This window comes from Candidatus Pelagibacter sp. PS_06, assembly GCF_059418045.1.
Genome location: NZ_CM182078.1, coordinates 11,638 through 35,602, shown reverse-complemented (window position 1 = coordinate 35,602; position 23,965 = coordinate 11,638). Strand labels below are relative to the sequence as shown.

Below are 23,965 nucleotides of genomic sequence, written 5' to 3'. Positions count from 1 at the left end.
TAACAAGGGTGCTCCTTTTATTGTTTTTTTACATGGCTTTATGTCTAATTTAGAGGGAAAAAAACCAAATACTTTTTTAAAATTTGCTAAAAAAAATAAATTAAGTTTTTTAGCACTTGAATATTCTGGACATGGAAAATCATCAGGTAAATTTGTAAATGGTAATATTACAAAATGGAGTAATGAAACTACAATTCTTATTAAAAAATTTGTTAAAAAGGATTACTTTACTATCGTTGGCTCAAGTATGGGGGCATGGTTAGCCCTAAAACAATTTCAAATATTTAAAAATCAAATAAAAGGCTTTTTGGGTATTGGTCCAGCACCAGAATTTTTAGAAAATTTAATGTGGAAAAAATTCACAAAAAAAATGAAGTCTGAAACTATTCAAAAAGGAATTTTGCAATTAAAACATGGCAATTATGAATACCCAATTACTCTTCAATTAATAAAAGATGGAAGAAAGAATAAAGTTTTAAACAAAAAAATAATTTCCAATATAAATGTTACCATGATTCATGGTCAAAAAGATGAAGTAGTGCCTGTTTCTTATTCAAGAAAAGTTTTAAAAATATTTCAAAAAGCAAAAAAAAAATTAGTTATTATTAATAATGGCGATCATAGTTTATCAAGTCAGAAATGGCTTAAAATAATAATAAAAGAGCTTAAACTAATTATTTAACTAACTTCTTTAATAACTGATTTGTTGCTAATTGGATTACTTAATTTATCTAACATTTCTTTTGGACAAACTTGAACAAAATTCTTTAACTCTTCGTCATAATTTTCAATTAACATTTTTGATAAATTAGACCTAGTTTCTTCAAAATGTTCTTTGATTAAATCTTTAAGAAATTTTTTCCAATAATCAGTTTCTACATTTTGCCATACAACAGATTCATTGTTAACTTTTTTTTCAAATTCTCTTGATTTGTCATAGATAAATGCAATTCCTCCTGTCATCCCCGCTGCAAAATTATCACCGACATCGCCCAGGATTACAACAGTTCCTCCTGTCATGTATTCGCAACCATTTGAGTCACATCCTTCAATTACAGTAGTTGCTCCAGAATTTCGAACTGCAAATCTTTCTCCCGCCTGTCCAGCTGCAAATAATTTTCCAGAAGTTGCGCCATATAAAACAGTATTACCAATAATAGTATTTTCATTTGAAATAAGATTACTTTCATCAGATAATTTGATTGCAATTGTAGCGCCTGATAAACCTTTGCCCACATAATCATTGGCATCACCTTTAAGAACTAGTTTTAAGCCTTTTGCTGAAAAGGCACCAAATGACTGTCCTGCCGATCCTTTAAAATTTAATACTAAAAAATTTTCTTTAAGTTTTTCATATCCATATTTTTTATAAAGGTGATGAGATATTCTGGTTCCAACAGCTCTGTTGGTATTTTTAATTACATATTCATTCTCTATTTTTTCAGAACTATCTAAAGTTTTTTCAATTTCTGGCCAAATTTCTTGATCGAGTGTATCTGGTACATGATTTATTTCCTGGTTTTCACAATATCTTTTATTGTTACCATTATCTGCTTGTACAAAAAGTGGGTTTAAATCTAAATCATCAAGATTTGGTGAAGCTTTGCTAACCTGCATTAAAAGATCTGTTCTTCCAATAATATCGTTTAATGATTTAAAACCTATTTTTGATAAAATTTCTCTTACTTCAGACGCTATAAAAGTGAATAAATTAACAACTTTATCTGGAGTACCTGTAAATTTTTCTCTAAGTTTATCATCTTGAGTACAAACACCAACTGGACAAGTATTTGAGTGACATTGCCTAACCATGATGCAGCCCATCGCAACTAAAGCCGTGGTCGCCACTCCATATTCTTCAGCTCCCATCATTGCCGCAATAACGACATCTCTTCCTGTTTTGATACCACCATCAGTTCTAAGAGTAACTTTATGTCTAAGATTGTTTAAAGTTAAAACTTGATTAGCTTCTGTTAAGCCCATTTCCCATGGTATACCAACATACTTAACACTTGTTTGTGGTGTTGCACCAGTACCACCATTATGTCCTGAAATTAATATAATGTCTGCTTTTGCTTTAGCAACGCCAGCTGCGATTGTTCCTACACCCGATGATGCAACAAGTTTAACCCCAATCCTTGCTTTAGGATTTATTTGTTTCAAATCATATATAAGTTGAGCAAGATCTTCTATTGAATAAATATCGTGATGTGGTGGAGGTGATATCAAAGTAACCCCAGGTGTTGAATGCCTTAGTTTTGCAATCTCGTCTGTAACTTTAAATCCTGGTAATTGTCCACCTTCTCCTGGTTTTGCTCCTTGAGCAATTTTAATTTCAATTTCATTGCAATTATTTAAGTAATTAACAGTTACACCAAATCTGGCTGAAGCTATTTGTTTTACTCTAGAATTTGCACTGTCTCCATTTTCTAGAACTTTAAATCTACTCTCATCCTCTCCACCCTCACCACTACAAGAAGCACCTTTAATTCTGTTCATTCCAGTAGCAAGAGTTTCGTGAGCTTCTTTTGAGAGCGCTCCATGTGACATGCTCCCACTTCCAAATCTTTTAAGTATATTTTGTATCGGCTCAACTTCAGAGATGTCTATTGGTCCTTTCAATTTTTTTGACCTGAAATCAATTAAATCCCTCAAATTTATTGGTGGTAAATTATATATTCCATCAGCATATCTTTTGTATGCTTCATAGGAGTTAGATCCTACAGCACTTTGTAATAAATGAATTAATTTTCCTTGGTATTGATGTGTCTCTCCGTTTTTACGATATCTATATATTCCACCTATTGGTAAAATAGTTTCAGAACTTTCAAATGCTTCTTTATGAATAGACCTAATTTTTTTTTCTATTCCTGTTAATCCAATTCCAGAAATTTTAGATACTACACCCGGAAAATAATCAGCAACAATTGTTCTACTTAATCCAACAGTTTCAAAATTGCATCCACCTCTATATGAGCTCAAAACAGAAATTCCCATTTTAGACATGATTTTTAATAGACCAGCATTTACTGATTTAATGTATCTTTCCACACATTCGTCAAAACTAAATTTTCCGAAAAGTTTTTTTTCGTGTCTTTGATACAAGCTATCAAAAGCAAGGTATGGGTTTACTGTAGTTGCTCCTACACCAATTAAAGTAGCAAATGAGTGTGTATCTAAAGCTTCTCCAGATTGAACGTTTATCGAAACATATCCTCTTAATTTTTTTTCTATTAAAAACGAATTGATTGCACCTACACATAAAAGCATAGGAATAGGCAAATTGGTTTCTGATAATCCTTTATCACTCAAAATTAATTGAGTAACACCCTGTCTAACAGCAATTTCCGCATCTTTTTGGACTTGTTTTATTGACTTAAATAAAGACTGATCTTTAGAAAAAGTACAATCTATAACTAATGAATTTTTACCAAAAAAATTAATAAATTTATCAAATTGAGAGTTTGATAAAATTGGACTATTTAAGACATAAATATTTTGCTTAGTTAAATTATCAAAATCTAGAATATTACCCAAATTTCCAAACCTTGTTTTTAGACTCATAACCTTGTTTTCTCTTAATGAATCAATTGGAGGATTTGTTACTTGACTAAAATTTTGTCTAAAGAAATGATAAAGAGGTCTGTATTTGTCTGACAATACTGCAAGCGGGGTATCATCACCCATAGAACCTATTGCCTCTTTTGCATCCTCAGCCATCGGGTGCAAAATAAGCTCTAAGTCTTCTAAGCTCATTCCAAAGGTATATTGTCGTCTTCTTAATTCATCGCCAGAAAATGATTGTTTTTCACCAGAAATAGTAATTTTTTCATCTAAATCAATAATTTGAGAGTTAAAGTGTTTATATTCTTTTGCTAAATAATCTTTGATTTTACTATTAGTAAATACTTTTCCTTTTTCAATTCTAACTCCAATTATTTCTCCTGGGCCTAATCTTCCCTTCGTTAAAATTTTCTTCTCATTAAGTTCAATCATTCCTGTTTCTGAACCTGCAAATAATAAGTTATCTTTAGTGATTGCATATCTCAATGGTCTTAATCCATTTCTATCATTTGCAGCAATTACCCACTCATTATCTGTTCCAGCAATAGCTGCAGGCCCATCCCAGGGTTCCATAGTACTATTTAGAAAATTAAATAATTGTTGATGATCTTTAGACAAAGTTTTATTTTTTTTAGACCAAGCATCAGGCACTAGCATTAATTTTGCTAAAGGTGCTGGCTGTCCTGAAATATTTAATAATTCAAAAACATTGTCTAATGCAGCTGAGTCGGATGCACCTTGTTGAATTACAGGTTTTAAATTTTCAATGTTGTCAAATAGTGGGCTATTCATCTCTTGTTCATGAACCTTCATCCAATTTTTATTACCACGATATGTATTAATTTCTCCATTATGAGCAATTGCTCTAAAAGGTTGAGCCAAATTCCAACTTGGCGCTGTGTTAGTGGAAAATCTTTGATGAAAAATTGCATATCTTGATACAAATCTTTCATCCTTTAAATCCAAAAAAAATTCTGAAATAGCCTCTGCTAAAAACATCCCCTTATAAATAATTGATTTCGAGCTAAGCGAGCAAATATAAAAATTATTTAAAGAAATCTGAAAAGCTTTATTTTCAATTATTCTTCTTGTTTCATAAATCTTTCTTTCAAGATCTTTGTTTAATAATTCTGGGTTATTTGATTTAAAAAGTACTTGAATAATTTCAGGCATTGTCTGAAATGCTTTTTCACCTAAGACCTTTGGGTTTACCGGAACTTGTCTCCAACCATATATACTAAAATCATTTTTTGTTAATTCACTCTCAATTATTGTTTTACAGCTTTCCTGTGCCGCATAATCATTTCTCGGCAAGAAAATCATTCCAACACATATTTCTGAATTATCGTGGGTATGACCTGTTACTTCTATTTTTTCTATAAAAAAATCTTTTGGTATTTCCACATGTATTCCTGCACCATCACCTGTTTTTCCATCAGCATCAACAGCTCCTCTATGCCAAACTGCTTTTAAAGCTTCAATTCCGTACTCAACAACTTTACGTGATTTTTTTCCTTCTGTAGACGCAATTAGACCAACACCACAAGCATCGTGCTCCATATCTTCAGAATAAACATGGTTTTTCTTTAATATTTTTAAGTTTTTTTGATAATTTTTCATTAAGCCACTTTTGACTGTTTTAATTGCTTATTTTCTAAGTACTTTTTAATTGAAGCAGCAGCATCTCTTCCATCTTTTATTGCCCAAACAACTAAGGACGCGCCTCTAACTATGTCACCTGCCGCAAAAACTCCACTCAAATTTGTTTCCATTGTGTCAAAATCTGTTTTTATTGTTCCCCATTTTGTTACTTGAAGTTCGTTTGTATCAAATAAAGTTGGCAAATCTTCGGGATCAAAACCCAGGGCTTTTATAATCATATCAGCTTTGACCTCAAAACTTGAATCTTGTTGAACCTCAGGTTTTCTTCTTCCACTTTCGTCTGGTTCACCTAATTTTATCTGGTCAACAATTAATTTTTCAACTTTGTTAATACCCTTAAATTCTTTAGGACTTGATAGCCAAACAAATTCAACACCTTCCTCTTCAGCATTAGCCACCTCTCTTGCTGATCCAGGCATATTCTCTTTATCCCGTCTATATATACATTTGACAGATTTTGCTTTTTGTCTAATTGATGTTCTTACACAGTCCATTGCTGTATCACCACCACCAATTACAACAATATCTTTTCCTTCTGCATTTAAAATTCCTTTATCAAATAATTCTACCTTATCACCTAATCCTTTTTTATTTGATGCAGTTAAAAAATCCATTGCAGGAAAAATATTATTTAAATCATTACCTGGAAGCTCTACTTCTCGAGCCTTGTAAACTCCGGTTGCAATTAAAATTGCATCATGTTTTTTTCTTAGTTGTTCCAAATTTGCATCTTTTCCTACTTCAAAATTTTGGATAAATTCAATTCCCCCGTCCTTTAAAAGTTTGGTTCTTCTCTCAACAACTTCTTTTTCAAGTTTAAAATTTGGTATTCCATAAATCAATAATCCACCAGCTCTATCATATCTATCGTAAACAGTGATTTTATATCCACTTTTTCTCAATTCCTCAGCTGTAGCTAGACCAGCCGGACCAGCACCAATTATTCCAATACTTTCATTTTTTTCATTAGAAACATTTATAGGTTTTACCCAACCTTGTTCCCAAGCATTATCAGTGATGTATTTCTCCATTGATCCAATAGTTACTGTTCCATGGCCAGATTGTTCAATAACACAATTTCCTTCACACAATCTATCTTGTGGACATATTCTTCCACAAACTTCTGGCATATTATTTGTGCTTTGAGATAATTCATAAGCCTCTTTAAGCCTTCCCTCTGCAGTCAGCTTTAACCAATCGGGAATATTATTACTTAATGGACAATGAACCTGGCAAAAAGGAACACCACACTGGGAACATCTACTAGATTGCTCTCTTGCTTTTTCACTGATAAATTCATCATAAATCTCATTAAAATCTTTTTTTCTAACATTTATCTCTCTTTTAGGTGGAGTTTGTTGACCTATTTTTACAAATTTAAGCATTTTATCAGTCATAATTTTTATTATATATCGCAAATTATATCTTACTTTTATTAAATAAAGCTAAAAATAGGTCAGTTATTATGACCTTATTTAGTATTATAGGTTTGATAATTGTGGCATTTTTATAAATTGCATAGCTAATATGCTTAAATCGAATTGTTTTAAATAAATATTTTTTAAGCTAGTTAGATAAAATGTTACAGAACATTATAGAAGTTTTAATACTTTCGGCTATTCAAGGTATATCAGAGTTTTTGCCAATAAGTTCATCGGCACACCTAATTTTAGTTTCAAGTTTATATGAATTTAAATCAAGTTCATTATTAATAGATATAAGTCTTCATTTAGGTTCCTTGTTTGCAATTGTCTATTTTTTTAAAACGGACTTATTGGATATTAAAAACAATAAAAGACTTTTAAGCCTTATTATTATTGGATCAATACCATTGATAGTTGTTGGATACGTGTTGTATTCAACTGGCATTATTTATGAACTCAGAAATATTAAGATAATAGCTTGGACAACTCTAATTTTTGGAATTGTATTATATATTGCAGATAGAAGTAACTTTAATAAAAAAATTTCTTCAAATTTAAATCTTCAGTCGATTATGTTTATAAGTTTATTCCAGATTCTTTCATTGGTACCAGGTGTGAGTAGGGCAGGTATAACTATTACAGCTGCAAGAATATTAAAATTTAACAGATTAGACTCGAGCAAAATATCATTTTTACTATCTATTCCAGCTTTAGGAGGTGCAAGTTTTTTAGGATTAAAAGATGTGTTTTCCCAATCAATTGAATTTAATTATTTAGTAATAATTGCAATTGTTGCATCATTTATTTTTTCATTTATGACAGTAAAGTTTTTTCTAATTTATATAAATAAATTTTCAATGAATGCATTTGTTATTTATAGAATATTAATAGCAATAATTTTATTTATTATAATTTATTAAGAATATTTTTTTTTACCAATGGTAACAATTGAGATAATAAAACACCAAATAAAATAAATAGGCATCCAAGTAAATTATTAATATCTAAAATCTGATTTAAGATATACCATGCCGCGATAGTTGCAAATACTCCCTCTAATGAAAAAATTATTGCTGCAGGAGCAGGGGTTATACTTTTTTGAGCATAAATTTGTAATACAAAAGCAAACCCTCCAGATAAAATACCAGCATACAAAATAGAATTTATTTCCTTCATAATTTCAATATAAATAAATTCTTCAAAAATAAGTGCTATTACAAAAGAAAATAAAGCGACAATTAAGGTTTGTAACGCACCAAGTGTTAGGGGAAGATCATATTTTTTTACAATTATTCCTGTAAAAATTATATGAGTGCTCCAAAATAAAGCCCCAAGAATTACTAAACTGTCCCCAAGCCTTACTGTTGCATCATAAAAATTTGTTAATAAATACCCTCCAATTAAACACAAAACTACAGATGGCCAAACACTCCAATGAATTGCTGTTCGATTAAACAAAAAAATTATAATTGGTACGAGTGGAACATAAAAAATCGTAAAAAAAGCAGCATTCGCAACATCTGTATATAAAAGAGCGACTTGTTGTAATGCTGAGCCTAAAAATAAAGATAATCCAATTAAAAACGAAAGATGAATGAAAGTTTTAGTGTCCGATTTAAACTCTGATTTAAACTTTTTTATTTCAAATAACAAAACTAAGGGTGTGATAGCCAAAAACCCTATGAAAAATCTTACAGCATTAAATGTGAATGGACCTATGTTGTCCATACCAGTATCTTGAGCAATAAAAGTTGTGCCCCAAATAAAAGTACACAGCAAAGCACTTAGTAAAGAGATAGTTTTTGACATAACTTATATTAAACAGCTAACTTATAAGCAAAATTTTTACCTAGATTTTCTTTAAGATCATTATTAAATCTTGCGGCTTCTGCTCCATCAATAATTCTATGATCATAGGACAAAGATATAGGTAACATTGTTCTTGTTTGAAATTTTCCATTAATGAATATTTGTTTTTTCTGTGATTTGCCTATTCCTAAAATTGCAACTTCTGGAAAATTTATAATTGGAGTAAAAAATGATCCTCCTATTCCACCTAAGCTAGTGATAGTCATAGAACCACCAAATAATTCCTTTTTATCAATTTTTAGATTTCTACAAAGTTCGCTTACTTCTTTCAATTCTTTACTAAGTAGTGAAATTTTTTTATTATTAGCATTTCTAATTTTAGGAACCATTAACCCATTAGGTGTATCAACAGCAATTCCAATATGAAAATATTTTTTTAATATCATTTTTCCATTTTTAATTTCATCTATAGAAGAATTAAAACTTGGAAATTTTTTTAAAGACGCAACTAATGCTTTAATTATAAATGCTAAAGGGGTAATTTTAATCTTTTCCCCTGTGTAAATATCAGTCAGAGAACTTCTAAAGTTTTCCATTTCTGTTACATCTGCTTCATCATGGTTTGTAACATGAGGTATTGTTGTCCATGAATTAATTAAATAATTTGAGGATAATTTTTTTACTCTTGGAATATCTTTAATTTCAATTTCTCCGAAATCTGAATGTTCAAATTCATTTGTAATTTTATTTTTCTTATCATCTTTAGTTTCATTAATAATTTTTGGCTTAGATAAAACAAATTTTTTGATATCATCCTCTATAACTCTTCCATCTTTTTCAGTTCCCTCAACTTGAGCAATATCTACTCCGAGTTCCCTAGCAAATTTTCTGGCTTTTGGGCTTGCAGATGGTACCTCTTGGGATGAAGATTTAACTTGTTTAATAGAAGTTTCTTCTATTTCTTGTTTTATAACTTTAATTTTTTTAAACTCTTTTTCAGTATTTGGTTTTTCTTCGTCTCTTTTTTCTGTTTCTGATTTACCTTCTATAATCAGTATTAAATCGCCTTCTGAAACTTTATCTCCTACTTTTGTTATTAAAGACTTAATTTTACCCTCAAAGTTTGATGGAATTTCTACACTGGATTTATCACTTTCGATTGTTATCACTGGATCATTTTTTTGAAGTGTTTGACCTTCAGAAACCAAAACTTCTATTACCTCAACATCTTTGAAATCTCCAATATTTGGTACTTTAATCTCAGTTTCTGACATTATAATTTAGTGGGCATTGGTTTTTCACCATCAATATTATATTTCTTTATTGCTTCTTTTGCATGTTTTGAAGCTATTAACTGCTCTTTTGCTAAAACACTCAAACTATAAGCAACTAAATGTTCTTTATCTACCTCAAAGAACTTCCTTAAATTTTTTCTAGTATCACTTCTACCAAAACCATCTGTTCCTAAAGAGTAAAAACTTTTATTGGTATAAGGTCTTATTTGATCTGAATTCATTCTCATATAATCTGATGCAGCCAATATTGGGCCTTCAGATTTACCTAAACATTTTTCAACAAATGAAGTTTTTTGTTCTTTATCTGGGTTTAAAAGATTGTATCTTTCAACTTCCATTCCTTCTTTTCTTAACTCGTTAAAACTTGTAACGCTCCAAATTTCACTATCAATTTGATATTCATTTTGAAGAACTTCTGCTGCTGCCAACATTTCTCGAAGGATAGTACCTGATCCTAACAGCTGAATTTTTGTCTTCTTAAACTTATTAAATTCTTTAATCTTATACATCCCTTTAAGAATACCCTCTTCACAATTAATATCTTTTGGCATTTCAGGATGAGTATAGTTTTCGTTCATCGTAGTAATATAGTAAAAGACATTTTCTTTTTTTTCATGCATTCTTCTTAGGCCCTCTCTAAAAATAACAGCTAGCTCGTAATGAAAAGTTGGATCATAAGTTACACAATTAGGTATAGTCGATGCTATTAAGTGGCTATGTCCATCTTGGTGTTGTAGCCCTTCTCCTGCTAAAGTGGTTCGTCCTGCTGTAGCTCCTATTAAAAAACCTCTTGCTTGACTATCTCCTGCTGCCCATGCAAGATCACCAATTCTTTGAAAACCAAACATAGAATAAAAAATATAAATAGGAATCATCTCTATATCATGATTTGTATATGCTGTAGCAGCCGCAATCCAAGATGACATTGCACCAGCTTCATTAATTCCTTCTTCTAACACTTGACCACTTTTATCTTCACGGTAAGAACTTAATTGTGCAGAATCTTCAGGCTCATATTTCTGACCCTCATGGGCATATATTCCAATTTTTTGAAAAAAGCCTTCCATTCCAAATGTTCTTGCTTCATCAGGAATTATTGGAACTAACCTAGGTGAAATATTTTTGTCTCTTAACAAATTTGTAAACATCCTAACCATTGCCATGGTTGTTGACATCTCTTTTTCACCAGTTGAAACTTTCATAAAATCAAAAATATCTTTTGATGGTGCTTTAATTGGTTTTGCATAAGTTGTTCTTTCAGGTAAATAGCCACCTAAATTTAATCTTCTTTCTTTTAAATATTTAATTTCAGGAGATTTTTCATCAGGTTTGAAATATTCTATATTTCTAACTTGCTCATCTGTTAATGGAACATCAAATCGATCTCTATAGTATAACAAATCATCAACATCTAATTTTTTTGTTTGGTGGGTTGTATTTACACTTTCACCTGTCTTACCCATTCCATATCCCTTGATAGTTTTTGCTATAATAACAGTGGGGCTTCCTTGGTTTTTTGAAGCCTTATCATATGCTGCATACACCTTGTGAGGATCATGACCTCCTCTATTTAACCTCCAAATATCTTTGTCTGATAAGCTTGATACTAATTCTTGTGTTTCAGGATATTTACCAAAAAACTTTTCTCTTACATAAGCTCCATCTCTAGCTTTCATTGCTTGGTATTCACCATCAACTGTTTCGTTCATAATTTTAATTAAATGACCTGTTTTATCATTTGATATCAGTGAGTCCCAATATGAACCCCAAATTACTTTAATTACATTCCAGCCTGCTCCACGGAAACTACCTTCTAATTCTTGAATAATTTTTCCATTTCCTCTTACAGGTCCATCAAGTCTTTGGAGATTACAATTCACTACAAATATTAAATTATCTAGCTTCTCTCTTGCTGCTAGTCCAATAGCGCCCATAGATTCAGGCTCATCCATTTCTCCATCACCTAAAAATGCCCAAACTTTTCGACCCTCATCTTTAATAAGACCTCTGTTAATTAAATATTTCATGTATCTTGCCTGATAAATTGCAAGCATAGGACCTAGGCCCATTGAAACAGTCGGAAATTGCCAAAACTTAGGCATCAACCACGGATGTGGATACGAAGAAAGTCCACCTTGATTTACTTCTTGTCTAAAACTATCTAATTGTTTTTCATTCAACCTGCCCTCTAAGAATGCTCTAGCATACATCCCTGGAGCACTGTGGCCTTGAAAATAAACTAAATCACCACCAAATTTATTATTTTTTGCTCGCCAAAAATGATTCATGCCAACATCGTATAGAGTTGCAGCAGAAGCAAATGTACCTATATGTCCACCTAGTTCTGGAAATTTTTTATTTGCTCTAACTACCATTGCAGCTGCATTCCATCTAATCAAAGATCTAATTCTTCTCTCAATATTTTGATCTCCATTTGATTTAACTTCTGCTTCAGGAGGAATCGTATTTATATAAGGGGTATTTTGAGTATAAGGAATATTTGCACCCTCACGATAAGCTTTATTGATTAATTCTTTAATTAAAAAATGAGCTCTTTGATTCCCATCTTTTGAGATAACAGCTGATAAAGACTCCAGCCAATCTAGTGTTTCTAAAGGATCTGTATCTTTACCGTTGGTTACCTGAATAGTTGATTGTTCTTTCCTTTGAGTTGGTTGCTGAACAACTTTAACTTCGTCTTTTTTCTCTGCCAAAACTGCTTCTGCTTGTTCAATTATACTTTCAGTATCTTTTGGAATTGGATTGTCTTTTTTGTTTTCTCTTGAAGAAACAATATTTAAAATGACATCTCCTTTTGAAACTTTATCTCCAACTTTGACTTCAACTTTTTCAATCTTTCCGGCTATAGTTGAAGGGATTTCAACGCTTGATTTATCACTTTCAATCGTAATTACTGGATCATTAATGTTTAATTGATCGCCTTGTTTTGTAAGAACTTCTATAACTTCAACTTCCTCGAAGTCTCCAATATCTGGGACAAGTAATTTTTCACTCATTATTTTAGAGTGTTTTATATACCTATTAATATTATAATTAAGTTTATTTTGACACGTTATTTGCTTTTTTTAAGAGATTCTGTAAAAAAATTGTACAAAAATTGAATATTTAGTTTCTCTCAACACACATAGCGATTCCCATACCACCTCCAATGCACAATGCAGCACAACCTTTGCTTTTATTTTGCTTTATCATTTCGTGTATTAACGTAACAAGTATTCTTGTTCCTGATGCACCAATTGGATGGCCTAGGGCAATTGCTCCACCATTAACATTAACTATTTCTTTGGGAATTTTTAGTTCTTTTATTACTGCTATACTTTGAGCTGCAAAGGCTTCATTTATTTCAAATAAATCAACATCATCAATATTCCATCCAGCTTTATTTAGGGCCTCTTGAACTGTTGGTATGGGTCCTAAGCCCATCAAAGATGGTTCCACACCACATGATGCCCATGAAACTATTTTAACTAATGGTTCTATAGATTTATGTTCGGCTTTTTTTCTTGTCATCAATACTGTTGCAGCTGCACCATCATTTATACCTGAGGAATTTCCAGGAGTAACAGTTCCATTTTCTTTAAAAACAGTTTTTAATTTTTTTAAGTCATTTATGTTTAAATTATTTCTGGGATGTTCGTCTTTTTCAAAAATCAAATTTTCTTTTTCTTTATTTATCTGTAATTTAATTATTTCATCTTGAAACTTTTTTCTTTCTAAGGCATCTTGTGTTTTTTTTTGGGAATTTAATGCAAAGTCATCTTGTTCATCTCTAGAAATTTCAAATTTTTCTGCAACATTTTCTGCTGTTACACCCATGTGATAATAATTAAAGGAGTCTGTTAAGCCGTCATTGATCATTGTATCTATTAATTTAGACTCATCTAATTTTTTATTTTCTCTATAAAACAATGAGTGAGGTGCTCTTGACATATTCTCTTGACCACCTGACACTATAATCTTATTTGCCTCTAATTTAATTGACTGAAATCCTGAAACTATAGATCTTAAACCTGATCCACATACTTGATTTACAATATGTGCTGGTTTCGATACTGGGATACCAGCATGAATTGAAGCTTGTCTTGCTGGGTTTTGACCAAGTCCTGAGGTTAGAACGTGACCCATAATTACTTCATCAATTTCCTCAGATTTCAGATTTGATTTATGTACAGCCTCTTTAATTGCTAGTGCACCTAATTTATCAGCACTCAAATCTTTTAAAGAACCTTTGTAAGTTCCAATTGGTGTTCTTAAAGCAGATGTAATTACAACATCATCTAATTTTTTGCTCATTAATTATTCAACATAATATTTTATAAGTTAAATTACATCAAAAACTTTGATATATAGAGATAATTATTAAATTAGGACCGCTGGCCAAATTGGATAAGGCGCTCGGCTACGAACCGGGAGATTCCAGATTCGAGTTCTGGGCGGTCCACCAAAAAGGAAATTAAAATGTTGGATTGGCTTATAAAGGCTTCGTTACAAAAATCAGTTATATATTTTTTTATAATTGTTTTAATAATTTTATTAATCTTAACTTTTGTATTATAAAAAATTATGAGCAATAAATTTGAGCAAATAAGTATTAAACCTGGATTTATGAAACACAATGGAGGTGTTTTATTTAGAACGGTATCTGAAACTGAATATGAATTTAAATCAATAATTAGTGAAAATCATTTAAATGCTGCCAACATAACTCATGGCGGTTATTTATCAGCGTTAATCGATGCTGGGGCAGGGACTGCTGCTCATAGAGCTAGTGATAATTCACCATGTGTTACTATTTCGTTAGATTTGAAATTTATTGGAGCCTCTAAGGTAGGTGATGAAATTATTGGATTTGCAAAAATATTAAAAAAAACAAACACTCTTATATTTTTATTTTGTGAATTGAGATGTAACAACAAAATTATTACCTCTGCTTCAGGTGTCTGGAAAATTTTAAAGGTTAAACCCTCAAATTTAGGGCCTGGTGGTTAATTATTCTTTTCTTATATAATTCAAATAACCAAAAATTAATAACAATAAAATTGCAATTGGATAAACAACGATTTTGTTAGGTCTATTTGAATTTTCTACCTTTAATTCACTAATATAATCTCCCATTTCAAAGCCACTTTTCTTGGCTAGTCCATTCCATTTTAAATTATCAACAACAATCTTATTTTTTTCTTTTACTAGACTAATTCCATAATCTTCTAGGTCATACTCTTCTTCAAAAGTTTTTCTATCAATCACAAATAACTTATACCTTTCGCCATAGGGGCTAGGTCTGGTGATTTTAAAACGTACTTCTTTTTTTGGATCTAAAACAACTAAATTAATTTTACTAATATCTTGGTAATTATATTTTGGATAAAATTTATTAAGAACAAACTCAGGAGAGAGTAATGAAATAGATATTATCAAAAAAATAATAATCTCATACCATTTTAATTTATTGATAAACCAACCTTGAGTTGCTGATGTAAACACCAATATTCCTGATAAAGAAGTTATTATTACAACTAATGCATGCCAAATATTTTCAATCCCAATTAAAAGTAGTTCATGGTTGAATAAAAAAACAATTGGAAGAATACCTGTTCTTAAACTATACCAAAAAGCTTGTAGTCCTGTTTTAAGCGGATCACCTCCCGAAATAGCTGCTGCTGCATATGAAGCAAGCCCAACCGGTGGTGTGACATCAGCCATTAATCCAAAGTAAAAAACAAATAAATGAACTGCTATCAATGGAAAAATAAATCCCGAGGCATTACCAACATCTACCAAAACCGTTGCCATTAATGATGCAACAACTACGTAATTTGCGGTAGTTGGCAACCCCATTCCTAATAACAAGCATAATATTATTGTCAAAAATAATAATATTGTGACATTATCTTTGGCAATAGACTCTATAACTATTATTAAATTTGTACTTAATCCCGTTGACCCAACGGCGCCAACTATTATTCCAGCTGTTGCTATGGCAATTCCAACTCCAACCATGTTTAAAGCACCTTTTTCAAATCCAACAATAGTTTGATTAAACCATATTTTGAGAGCCTCTTTAGAAAATGAATTTTTGATAAGTAAGTAAGTTAAATTAACTAAAATCAAAGAAACGGTTGCATAAAAGATAGAATAAGATGCGGTAAACCTTAAGAAAACTAACATATAAATTAATACAAAAATCGGAATTAAAAAATGAAGTCCTGATAAAAATGTTCTTTTTAAGTTTGGAACATCAGCATCATCCATTCCTTTGAGGTTTAATTTTAGAGCTTCAAGATGAGATATGTAAAAAAGTGCGATGTAAGAGATTATTGCTGGCAAAAAAGCATGCTTTACAACTTCAAAGTATGTAACTCCTATAAAGCTTGCCATAACAAACGCTGCAGCACCCATAACTGGTGGCATAATCTGACCATTAACAGAAGATGAAACTTCTATTGCTCCTGCTTTTTCCTTTGAAAATCCAGTTTTTTTCATAATTGGAATAGTAAACGTTCCTGTCGTAACAGTGTTTGCAATTGAAGATCCTGAAATTAAACCAGTCATTCCTGAACCAAGAATTGCGGCTTTTGCTGGTCCTCCTCTCATTTTGCCAACCATCGCAAAAGCTAAATCTAAAAAATATTTTCCACCACCTGCTGTTTCTAAAAGTGCACCAAATAATACAAATAAAAAAATAAAATCGACAGAAACTCCTATTGGAATTCCAAATATGGCCTCTTGATCCAACCATTGAAAACCAACCAGTCTATTAAGTGAAAGTCCACCATGGGAAATTATTTCTGGTGCATATCTTCCAAAATATGAAAATAATAAAAAACAAATAGCGATAATTACTAATGGCAGACCTATTGCTCTTCTTGTAGCTTCAAGCAAAATTAGAATACCGAGACTTCCTATAATTAATTCTATTGGCAGCTCAAAACTATCTCCTATTAAAATATTTAAGAGAACTCCACCTCTATCTACCAATTGATCATAAAAAAAATAAATATAAAAACATGAAAAAGCACCGATAAAACTAATCAAGATATCAAATATAGAAATTTTTTTTCCTTTAGAGATTGGATAAATTAAAAATACTAAAGTTAATGCAAAACCTAGATGAATTGCTCTAGCTGGTAATCCTTTAAACATTCCAAAATTAAAGATAAAAGGAAATGGAGATGCGTACCAAAGCTGAAATAACGACCAAATAATTGCGATTGATGCAACAATCTTTAAGTGTAGACCTGTAAGATTTTTTGTGGGAGACAAATCCTCATTAATTTTATCTTTAACTTCTTTATTAATGCTCTGACTCATAGAAGAGATGATACCTTATTATAAAAAAAAGGCCCGATTTAAAATCAGGCCTTTTAATCTAATTAATATATTGGATTACATTAATCCAGCTTCTTTGTAGTATTTAATAGCACCTGGATGTAGCGGCGCAGATAAACCATCTTTAATCATGTTTTTCTTTTCCAAAAATCCAAAAGCAGGATGTTGTTTTTTAAAATCATCAAAATTTTCAAAAACAGCTTTTACTACTTGATATACTAAATCGTCAGAAACATATGCACTTGTTACTACAGTAGCTTTTACACCAAATGTAGTCGCATCTTTTTTCTGTTTTGTATAAGTACCTTTGGGAATTACAGCTTGTGCATAATAATCAGCACCATCTATTAAACCTTGAACTTCAGGTCCTGTTAAGTTGATTGGTGAGGCTTTAGCAGCACAAGTGGCAGCTTGTTCCATGGCTCCATTAGGAAAACCAACTGAATATCCAAAAGCATCAATTTTACCATCACACAAAGCCTTTACTTGCTCTGATGAAGTAAGTTCAGTAGTAGATTTAAAATAACTATTATCTACACCCATTGCTTTCATAAGTTCTTCCATGGTTCCTCTTTGACCTGAGCCAGGGTTACCAATGTTTACTACTTTTCCTTTTAAACCAGCAAAATCTTTAATTTTTGCTTTTTTTCTTGCCCAGATTTGAAAGGGTTCATTATGTACTGAAAATACAGCTCTTAATCCACTAAACTGTTTTCCTTTCCATTTGCTAGTTCCATTAACTGCATGATATTGCCAGTCAGATTGTGCAACACCAAATTGAAATTCTTCAGCTGCAATTTGACCAATATTATAGTTTGATCCACCAGTTGACGGTGCTGTGCATCTATATGCTTTGGCAGAACCTTTTTTTCTTCCATGCTCAGCACTGATTGCTGATTTGTGTAACATTTTGCAAATAGCGTTACCTGTTTGGAAATATACTCCAGTAGGTCCACCTGTTCCTATCGTGAAGAACTCTGCTGATTTTGCAACACCTGTTAAAGACAAAGATGCAGCTAATATCAGTAAAGCACTTGATAGAGATGTAATTATTTTTTTCATTTTTTCTCCCTCTATACGTTATTTATATATGTTAATATTAACAGTTATTAATTGGGTATGTATAGTGAGATTTTATATGGATTCAGACCATTTTTTTAACTTATCAACACCTTCTATAATTTTAGGCGCAAAGTTTGCAATAAGATCATTATCAATTTTTTGATTATCTTCAATTTTGCTCATAAATTCTTGGCCATCAAAATCAGTGAAGCTTAATCTTGCTAACATTTGGCTTGGATTAAAGCCAAAATCAGTTCCTGGTAGCAGAGCAACACCTGTATCATTCAGTATACTGTCACACATTTCTGATGATGAATTAAATTTTTTATTTAAAAACTCTGGCATTAAATAAAATCCTCCTTGAGGTTTATTAATTAAAATTTTATTTGATTTTAAGTTTTCATAAACATAATTACCAACTGCACATAATATATTTCTAGATTTATTGATATAGTTTGAATGATCATTTTCATACGCTTTTATTGCTGCATATTGAATAGGTGCACTAACAGCAGAAAAAGTTTCACTTGCTAACACATTAATCATATCCTTAATTTCAATTAATGAGTCTGGTACTAAAAAATAACCCAATCTCCATCCTCCAGCTCCACACCATTTACTTAATCCAGTGCTAATAATTGTTTTTTCAGGACAAAAATTAGATATAGATTTATAATTATCTTTAAAACTTAACTCTGAATATATTTCATCTGACAAAATAATTAGATTATACTTTTCAGCAATATTTGCTATTTCCTTTAAGTTTTCACAAATTTGACCAGATGGATTGTTTGGTGAATTTAAGAATAATAAATAATTTTTATTTTTATCTTTTAAGATAATTTCTTCAATTTCTAAAGCTGTTGGAAACCAATTATTTTCTCTTTTGGTTTGTAGTATTTGTATTTTATTCCTTCCTAATATTGCTTGGGGAGCATATGAAACCCAACTAGGCGCAGGTAAGATAATTTCACCGTCAAATATAACATGCAATAAAAACATTAATTCTTTCGAGCCAGGTCCAATAATCACATTTTCAGATTTATAGTCATAACTCTTTTTTTTTGATGTATGATTTGCGACTGCATTTCTTAATTCTGAAAGACCTTGCATTGGCAAATATTTATTTTGGTGTGCATTATCTTTAAGCTCTTTCACTACGTCTTCAGGAACTTTAAATGGAGATTGTCCAAAACCAAATTTATATATTTTTTTTCCTTGCTCTTCCAATCTTCGAGAAGTTTCGTTAATCAGTAAAGTTGATGAAGGTTTTAAACCTTTAACTAAATTTTTAAGCATTATTATTTTGTAAAATTACTATTATAGAATTAATCTTAATTATGCTAATCTAAGAAAAGTTAATAGCAAAATGAGAACTTTTTACCTTCCGATTCGGTCATGTTTTAGTCTATTTTTGTTCTTTAGCACCAACAATATCTGGTAGGTAAAAAAAAAAGTACACCAAAGGTAGAAATGACAAAATACAAAATTACTGCTGTCCTCGGACCTACAAATACTGGCAAAACCCACCTTGCCATAGAGACAATGCTTTCATTTGAGTCAGGTATGATAGGTTTTCCTTTAAGATTGTTAGCTAGAGAAGTTTACGACAAAGTAATAGCAAAAATTAGTACAGATAAAGTTGCCTTAATAACAGGTGAGGAAAAAATTATTCCAACCAATGCTAAATACTTCGTGTGTACTGTTGAGTCTATGCCAATTGATAAACATTTAGATTTTGTTGGTGTTGATGAAATTCAAATGTGTGCAGATCATGAAAGAGGTCATATTTTTACAGATAGACTTTTAAACATAAGGGGTGAAAAACTCACCATGCTTATGGGCTCAAGTACTATTAAAAATATAATTTCAAAATTAGACGGTGATATTGAGTTTATAAATAGGGAAAGATTATCAAAATTAACATATGCAGGTCATAAAAAAATTTCAAGAATAAATAGAAAAACAGCAATAATAGCTTTTTCAGCAGAAGAAGTTTATGCAATAGCAGAGTTAATAAGAAGACAAAAAGGTGGAGCAGCGATTGTGATGGGTTCATTGAGCCCAAAGACAAGAAATGCTCAAGTAGAACTTTATCAATCAGGCGATGTTGATTTTTTAGTGGCAACTGATGCTATTGGAATGGGTATTAATATGGACTTAGATTATGTTTTTTTCTCTAATCTTAAAAAATTCGACGGAAGAAAATTGAGAAAATTAAACTTATCTGAAATAGGACAAATAGCTGGTAGAGCTGGAAGATATTTAAATGATGGAAGTTTTGGTATCACAGGTGATTGTAAAGATATTACAGCCGAAGATGTAGAGTTAATAGAAAGCCACAAATTTGAGGAAATTAGAACTTTATTTTGGAGAAACTCAAATTTGAATTTTAATAATCCCTTGAGTTTGATTAAGTCTTTGGAGGAAAAACCGCAGATGGGATGGTTGCGTAAAATTCATGAATGCGAAGATGAAAAAGCTCTTAAATATTTTTTAAAAGATAAAAGTCTTATAAATTTAGATTTTGATAAAAAATTACTCAGCCTTTTATGGGAATGTTGTCAGATACCCGATTTTGTAAAAAAAACATATGGAAATCACTATGAAGTCATTGGAAATGTTTTTAAATATTTAAGTAGTGGAAAACAACAAATTACAGATGAATTTATGAGATTACAGCTGATAAAACTTGATAAATTAGAAGGAAATGTTGATTCTTTATCAAATAGAATTGCAAATGTTAGAACTTGGTCTTATGTTTCAAATAAAAATAATTGGACAGAAAATCAAGACTATTGGATTGAAAAAACAAAACATTTAGAAGATAGACTTTCAGACAGACTTCATGAAGAACTTACCAAAACCTTTATTGATAAAAGAGCAAGTGTTCTAGCAAGAGGCTTAAAACAGGATATGGAATTCAAAACAAAAATACTTGAAAATAATGATGTACTGATAGACGAACAATTTATTGGTAAAATAAATGGACTTAAATTGGCACTAGATTTAAAAAAAGGTGCTTTAGAAACAGATATCAAGTCATTAAAAAAAGCAGCGAGACAAACTATTGGGCCAGAGCTAGAAAAAAGAATTCAAACTATTATTGATACAGGGTTAATTGAATTAAATAACGATTTCAAAATTTATTGGAACGATTATCCTATTGCTAAATTATCTACTGGTCATGATTATTTAAATCCAAGTTTTGAATTAATAATTGATGATATTATTGAGCCTATTCAAAAACAGAGGTTAAGTGAGTATGTTAGCAAATGGATACAAGATAAAATTAACATAGTTCTTAAAAGCTTGGTTGATCTAAAAAATCTTAAAGATAAAAATTCATCAATCAAAGCTTTAGCATATCAACTTTATGAAAATAACGGTGTGTTAAAAAGAGAGCAAGTGTCTGAATATCTAAAATCTCTTGGGCAAAATGAGAGAAAAATTTTAAGAGAATTAGGTGTAAAATTTGGGAGATATCATGTGTTTTTGTATCAGCTAATTAAACCAGAAGCAGTATCATTAAGAACATTATTATGGAAAAATTTTCATCAGAAATATTATAATATTAAGCTACCTACATTTGGATTAAATTTTTTGGATGACTCAGATAACAGAAATAAAAATTTTATGCTTTTATGTGGATTTGAAAAATTTGACAATCTTTTTGTAAGGATTGACATCTTAGAAAGATTATTCATGCTAATTATAAATTCACCAAATTCAAAAGAAAATAAAGAAATTAAAATTATACCAGAAATGCTAAATTTATTGGGTTGTAGCAAAGATAATTTTAAAAACCTTTTACAAAAAATGAATTATAAAATATTTGATAAAAATGATGAAACTTATTTCAAATATAATCCAGTGAAAAAATTTAAAAAACACTCAGAGAGAAAAGTTTCAAGTGAAAATCCATTTAAAATTTTAAAAAATTTAAATCTTAGTTAAATTTTATGTTTTTTAATAAAGACTCTATTGAAACTAAAAAAATTTTTTTAGTTAAAGTGTGTGCACTTTTAATTCATGCTGCTAAAATTGATGAAAACTATACTGAAAACGAGGAAGAAATTATTAAAAAAACTCTTTTAGAGTTGGGTACTAATAAGGAAAATGTACCTCAAATCATAAGAGATGCAAAGTCAATAGAAGAAAATTCAAATCAAATTTTAGATTTTACAAGAGAGGTAAAAAATTTACCTGAAAATGAAAAAATTAAAATTATAGAAGCTCTGTGGTCTATTATTTATTCAAATAATGAAGCTGATATCTATGAAACAAATTTAATGAGACGTTTAGCAGGTTTACTTTACATTGACAGCTCAACGATGGGGGTTATTAAGGATAGAATTAAAAAAGAAAAACAACAATGACTTATATAGTTAATGATAAATGCATTAAATGTAAATTGACTGACTGCGTTGATGTTTGTCCAGTGGATTGTTTTTATGAAGGCAAAAATATGCTTGTAATTAAACCGGATGAGTGTATAGATTGTGGCGTTTGTGAACCTGAATGCCCAGTAGATGCCATTAGAGCTGATACTGAACCTGGTAGTGAACAGTGGTTAGAAATCAACAAAAAATATTCTGAAATCTGGCCAAATATTAGTGAAAAAAAAGATCCTCCAACGGATCATGAAAAATTTAAGAATGAGCAAAATAAGTACGAAAAATATTTTAAAGAAAATCTTTAAAGCTAAACCTGAAAAAAAAGTGAAGAAAAAAGTTTCTGTTAAAAAAGTTGTTAAAACAAAAAAAGCAACCAAAGACAAAATTAAGAAAACTAAAAAGGTTGTTGCTAAAAAAACAAAAAAAGTAACAAAAAAAATTACTCCAAAACCAATTAAGTTAAAAAAAACTATAAAAGTCTCTGAATCAAAAGAGGATACAAAAGTTGATAATTTAAGAATTTCTAAAAGTAACGAAGCAAAACCTGAGATTAAAAAAGTTAAAAAACAAGAAACTGAAAAAAGAGAGTATAAAATTAAAGATCATGTTGTTTACCCAAAACATGGTGTTGGTCAGATTACTGAGTTTAAAAAAATTAATATAGGTGGAATAGATGTTGAAACTTATGTTATCAAGTTTGAAAAAGATAAAGCAAATGGCATGGTTCCGGTGAATAAACAATCTCATTTAAGACCATTAGCAACAATCAATCAAGTGAATAAATGTATTTCTATTTTAAAAAGTAAGCCAAAAATAAAAAGATCTATGTGGAGCAGAAGAGCACAAGAATACGAAGCAAAAATTTCTTCTGGTAAAATTTACGAGTTGGCTGAAGTGGTAAGAGATTTAAATAAAGGTGATGATCTCATGGTTGATCAATCTTATAGTGAAAGACAATTATTTGAAAAAGCTTATGAAAGAATTTTATCTGAGTTTCAAATAGTTTTAAACGTATCTCTAGAAGACACACAAAAGAAACTTGATAAAGCTTTAAAAAGAAATTTAGGTGGGCAAGCTCAACCAGTAGCTTCTGCTCCAAAATCGAGTACAACAGAATTGCCTGTTGAAGAACCCATTGCTGATTCAGACGAAAATTTAGACGAATAAAAAAAACGCCTCTCATACGATTTGTAATGAGAAGCGTTTTTAGTAAAGATTAGTAAGTTACTATCTTTTTCTTTTTTTAGCTTTTTTAGCTTTTTTAGCTTTTTTCTTAGTTTTCTTTACTGCTTTTTTCTTAGTTTTTTTAGCAGCTTTTTTTCTTTTCTTAGGCATCTTTAGCTCCCTAGTTAAGTTAAACGAATCAAGTTGATTCGCTATTAATATATTTTTATTTTTTTAT

Annotated in this window: 16 protein-coding genes and 1 tRNA gene; 8 read left to right on the top strand and 9 right to left on the bottom strand. The window is 30.5% G+C overall.

What is annotated here, in order from left to right; all coding sequences use genetic code 11:
* Nucleotides 1–40: 40 nt before the first annotated feature.
* On the top strand, nt 41–682 hold the full coding sequence (locus AC5SLZ_RS00160) for an alpha/beta hydrolase (RefSeq protein WP_494615621.1): 642 nt from the start codon (nt 41–43) through the stop codon (nt 680–682).
* Here the strand turns inward: AC5SLZ_RS00160 and gltB are convergent.
* Nucleotides 679–5,184 carry a glutamate synthase large subunit gene (gltB, locus tag AC5SLZ_RS00155; protein WP_494615620.1) on the bottom strand — a complete coding sequence of 1,502 codons (4,506 nt, stop codon included), beginning with the start codon at nt 5,182–5,184 and terminating at the stop codon, nt 679–681. The two genes, AC5SLZ_RS00160 and gltB, sit on opposite strands and share 4 nt — an antisense overlap.
* A complete protein-coding gene (locus AC5SLZ_RS00150; RefSeq protein ID WP_028036184.1) occupies nt 5,184–6,623 on the bottom strand; it encodes an NAD(P)-dependent oxidoreductase in 1,440 nt (479 codons plus the stop codon). The genes gltB and AC5SLZ_RS00150 overlap by 1 nt, the downstream gene beginning before the upstream one ends.
* Nucleotides 6,624–6,805: 182 nt before the next feature.
* Here AC5SLZ_RS00150 and AC5SLZ_RS00145 point away from each other — a divergent pair, with 182 nt between their 5' ends.
* Nucleotides 6,806–7,570: an undecaprenyl-diphosphate phosphatase gene (locus AC5SLZ_RS00145; RefSeq protein ID WP_494615618.1), complete on the top strand. Its 765-nt coding sequence runs from the start codon at nt 6,806–6,808 to the stop codon at nt 7,568–7,570.
* On the opposite strand, the gene AC5SLZ_RS00140 is transcribed toward AC5SLZ_RS00145, so the two are convergent.
* The 4 genes from AC5SLZ_RS00140 to AC5SLZ_RS00125 all read right to left on the bottom strand — a co-directional run bounded on the left by AC5SLZ_RS00140 (nt 7,557) and on the right by AC5SLZ_RS00125 (nt 14,068).
* Nucleotides 7,557–8,459: a DMT family transporter gene (locus AC5SLZ_RS00140; RefSeq protein WP_494615617.1), complete on the bottom strand. Its 903-nt coding sequence runs from the start codon at nt 8,457–8,459 to the stop codon at nt 7,557–7,559. The two genes, AC5SLZ_RS00145 and AC5SLZ_RS00140, sit on opposite strands and share 14 nt — an antisense overlap.
* An 8-nt stretch (nt 8,460–8,467) precedes the next feature.
* Complete coding sequence (locus AC5SLZ_RS00135; protein WP_028036181.1) at nt 8,468–9,733, bottom strand: 2-oxo acid dehydrogenase subunit E2; 1,266 nt, start codon at nt 9,731–9,733, stop codon at nt 8,468–8,470.
* On the bottom strand, nt 9,733–12,771 hold the full coding sequence (gene aceE, locus AC5SLZ_RS00130; protein ID WP_028036180.1) for a pyruvate dehydrogenase (acetyl-transferring), homodimeric type: 3,039 nt from the start codon (nt 12,769–12,771) through the stop codon (nt 9,733–9,735). The genes AC5SLZ_RS00135 and aceE overlap by 1 nt, the downstream gene beginning before the upstream one ends.
* 109 nt (nt 12,772–12,880) lie before the next feature.
* Nucleotides 12,881–14,068: an acetyl-CoA C-acetyltransferase gene (locus AC5SLZ_RS00125; RefSeq protein WP_028036179.1), complete on the bottom strand. Its 1,188-nt coding sequence runs from the start codon at nt 14,066–14,068 to the stop codon at nt 12,881–12,883.
* 74 nt (nt 14,069–14,142) lie between these two features.
* On the opposite strand from AC5SLZ_RS00125, the gene AC5SLZ_RS00120 reads away from it, so the two are divergent.
* Both AC5SLZ_RS00120 and AC5SLZ_RS00115 read left to right on the top strand, forming a co-directional pair.
* Nucleotides 14,143–14,219, top strand: a tRNA-Arg gene (locus tag AC5SLZ_RS00120).
* Between the two features lie 119 nt (nt 14,220–14,338).
* On the top strand, nt 14,339–14,764 hold the full coding sequence (locus AC5SLZ_RS00115; RefSeq protein ID WP_028036178.1) for a PaaI family thioesterase: 426 nt from the start codon (nt 14,339–14,341) through the stop codon (nt 14,762–14,764).
* On the opposite strand, the gene AC5SLZ_RS00110 is transcribed toward AC5SLZ_RS00115, so the two are convergent.
* The 3 genes from AC5SLZ_RS00110 to AC5SLZ_RS00100 all read right to left on the bottom strand — a co-directional run bounded on the left by AC5SLZ_RS00110 (nt 14,765) and on the right by AC5SLZ_RS00100 (nt 19,465).
* Nucleotides 14,765–17,086: a TRAP transporter permease gene (locus tag AC5SLZ_RS00110; RefSeq protein ID WP_028036177.1), complete on the bottom strand. Its 2,322-nt coding sequence runs from the start codon at nt 17,084–17,086 to the stop codon at nt 14,765–14,767. It lies immediately after the preceding gene.
* Between the two features lie 75 nt (nt 17,087–17,161).
* Nucleotides 17,162–18,166 (bottom strand): TAXI family TRAP transporter solute-binding subunit, encoded by a 1,005-nt coding sequence (locus tag AC5SLZ_RS00105; protein WP_034412105.1) that lies wholly within the window; start codon nt 18,164–18,166, stop codon nt 17,162–17,164.
* A gap of 72 nt (nt 18,167–18,238) precedes the next feature.
* Complete coding sequence (locus AC5SLZ_RS00100; protein ID WP_034412104.1) at nt 18,239–19,465, bottom strand: aminotransferase class I/II-fold pyridoxal phosphate-dependent enzyme; 1,227 nt, start codon at nt 19,463–19,465, stop codon at nt 18,239–18,241.
* A 174-nt stretch (nt 19,466–19,639) separates the two neighbouring features.
* On the opposite strand from AC5SLZ_RS00100, the gene AC5SLZ_RS00095 reads away from it, so the two are divergent.
* From AC5SLZ_RS00095 to AC5SLZ_RS00080, 4 genes are read left to right on the top strand one after another with little or no spacing between them, the layout of a single operon-like run.
* Nucleotides 19,640–22,123: a helicase-related protein gene (locus AC5SLZ_RS00095; RefSeq protein WP_028036174.1), complete on the top strand. Its 2,484-nt coding sequence runs from the start codon at nt 19,640–19,642 to the stop codon at nt 22,121–22,123.
* Nucleotides 22,124–22,128: 5 nt separating this feature from the next.
* Nucleotides 22,129–22,545, top strand: a complete 417-nt coding sequence (locus AC5SLZ_RS00090) for a tellurite resistance TerB family protein (protein WP_028036173.1) — start codon at nt 22,129–22,131, stop codon at nt 22,543–22,545.
* Nucleotides 22,542–22,868 carry a ferredoxin FdxA gene (fdxA, locus tag AC5SLZ_RS00085; RefSeq protein ID WP_028036172.1) on the top strand — a complete coding sequence of 109 codons (327 nt, stop codon included), beginning with the start codon at nt 22,542–22,544 and terminating at the stop codon, nt 22,866–22,868. Before AC5SLZ_RS00090 ends, fdxA begins: the two co-directional genes overlap by 4 nt.
* Nucleotides 22,825–23,730, top strand: a complete 906-nt coding sequence (locus tag AC5SLZ_RS00080; RefSeq protein WP_494615614.1) for a CarD family transcriptional regulator — start codon at nt 22,825–22,827, stop codon at nt 23,728–23,730. The genes fdxA and AC5SLZ_RS00080 overlap by 44 nt, the downstream gene beginning before the upstream one ends.
* Nucleotides 23,731–23,965 lie beyond the last annotated feature (235 nt).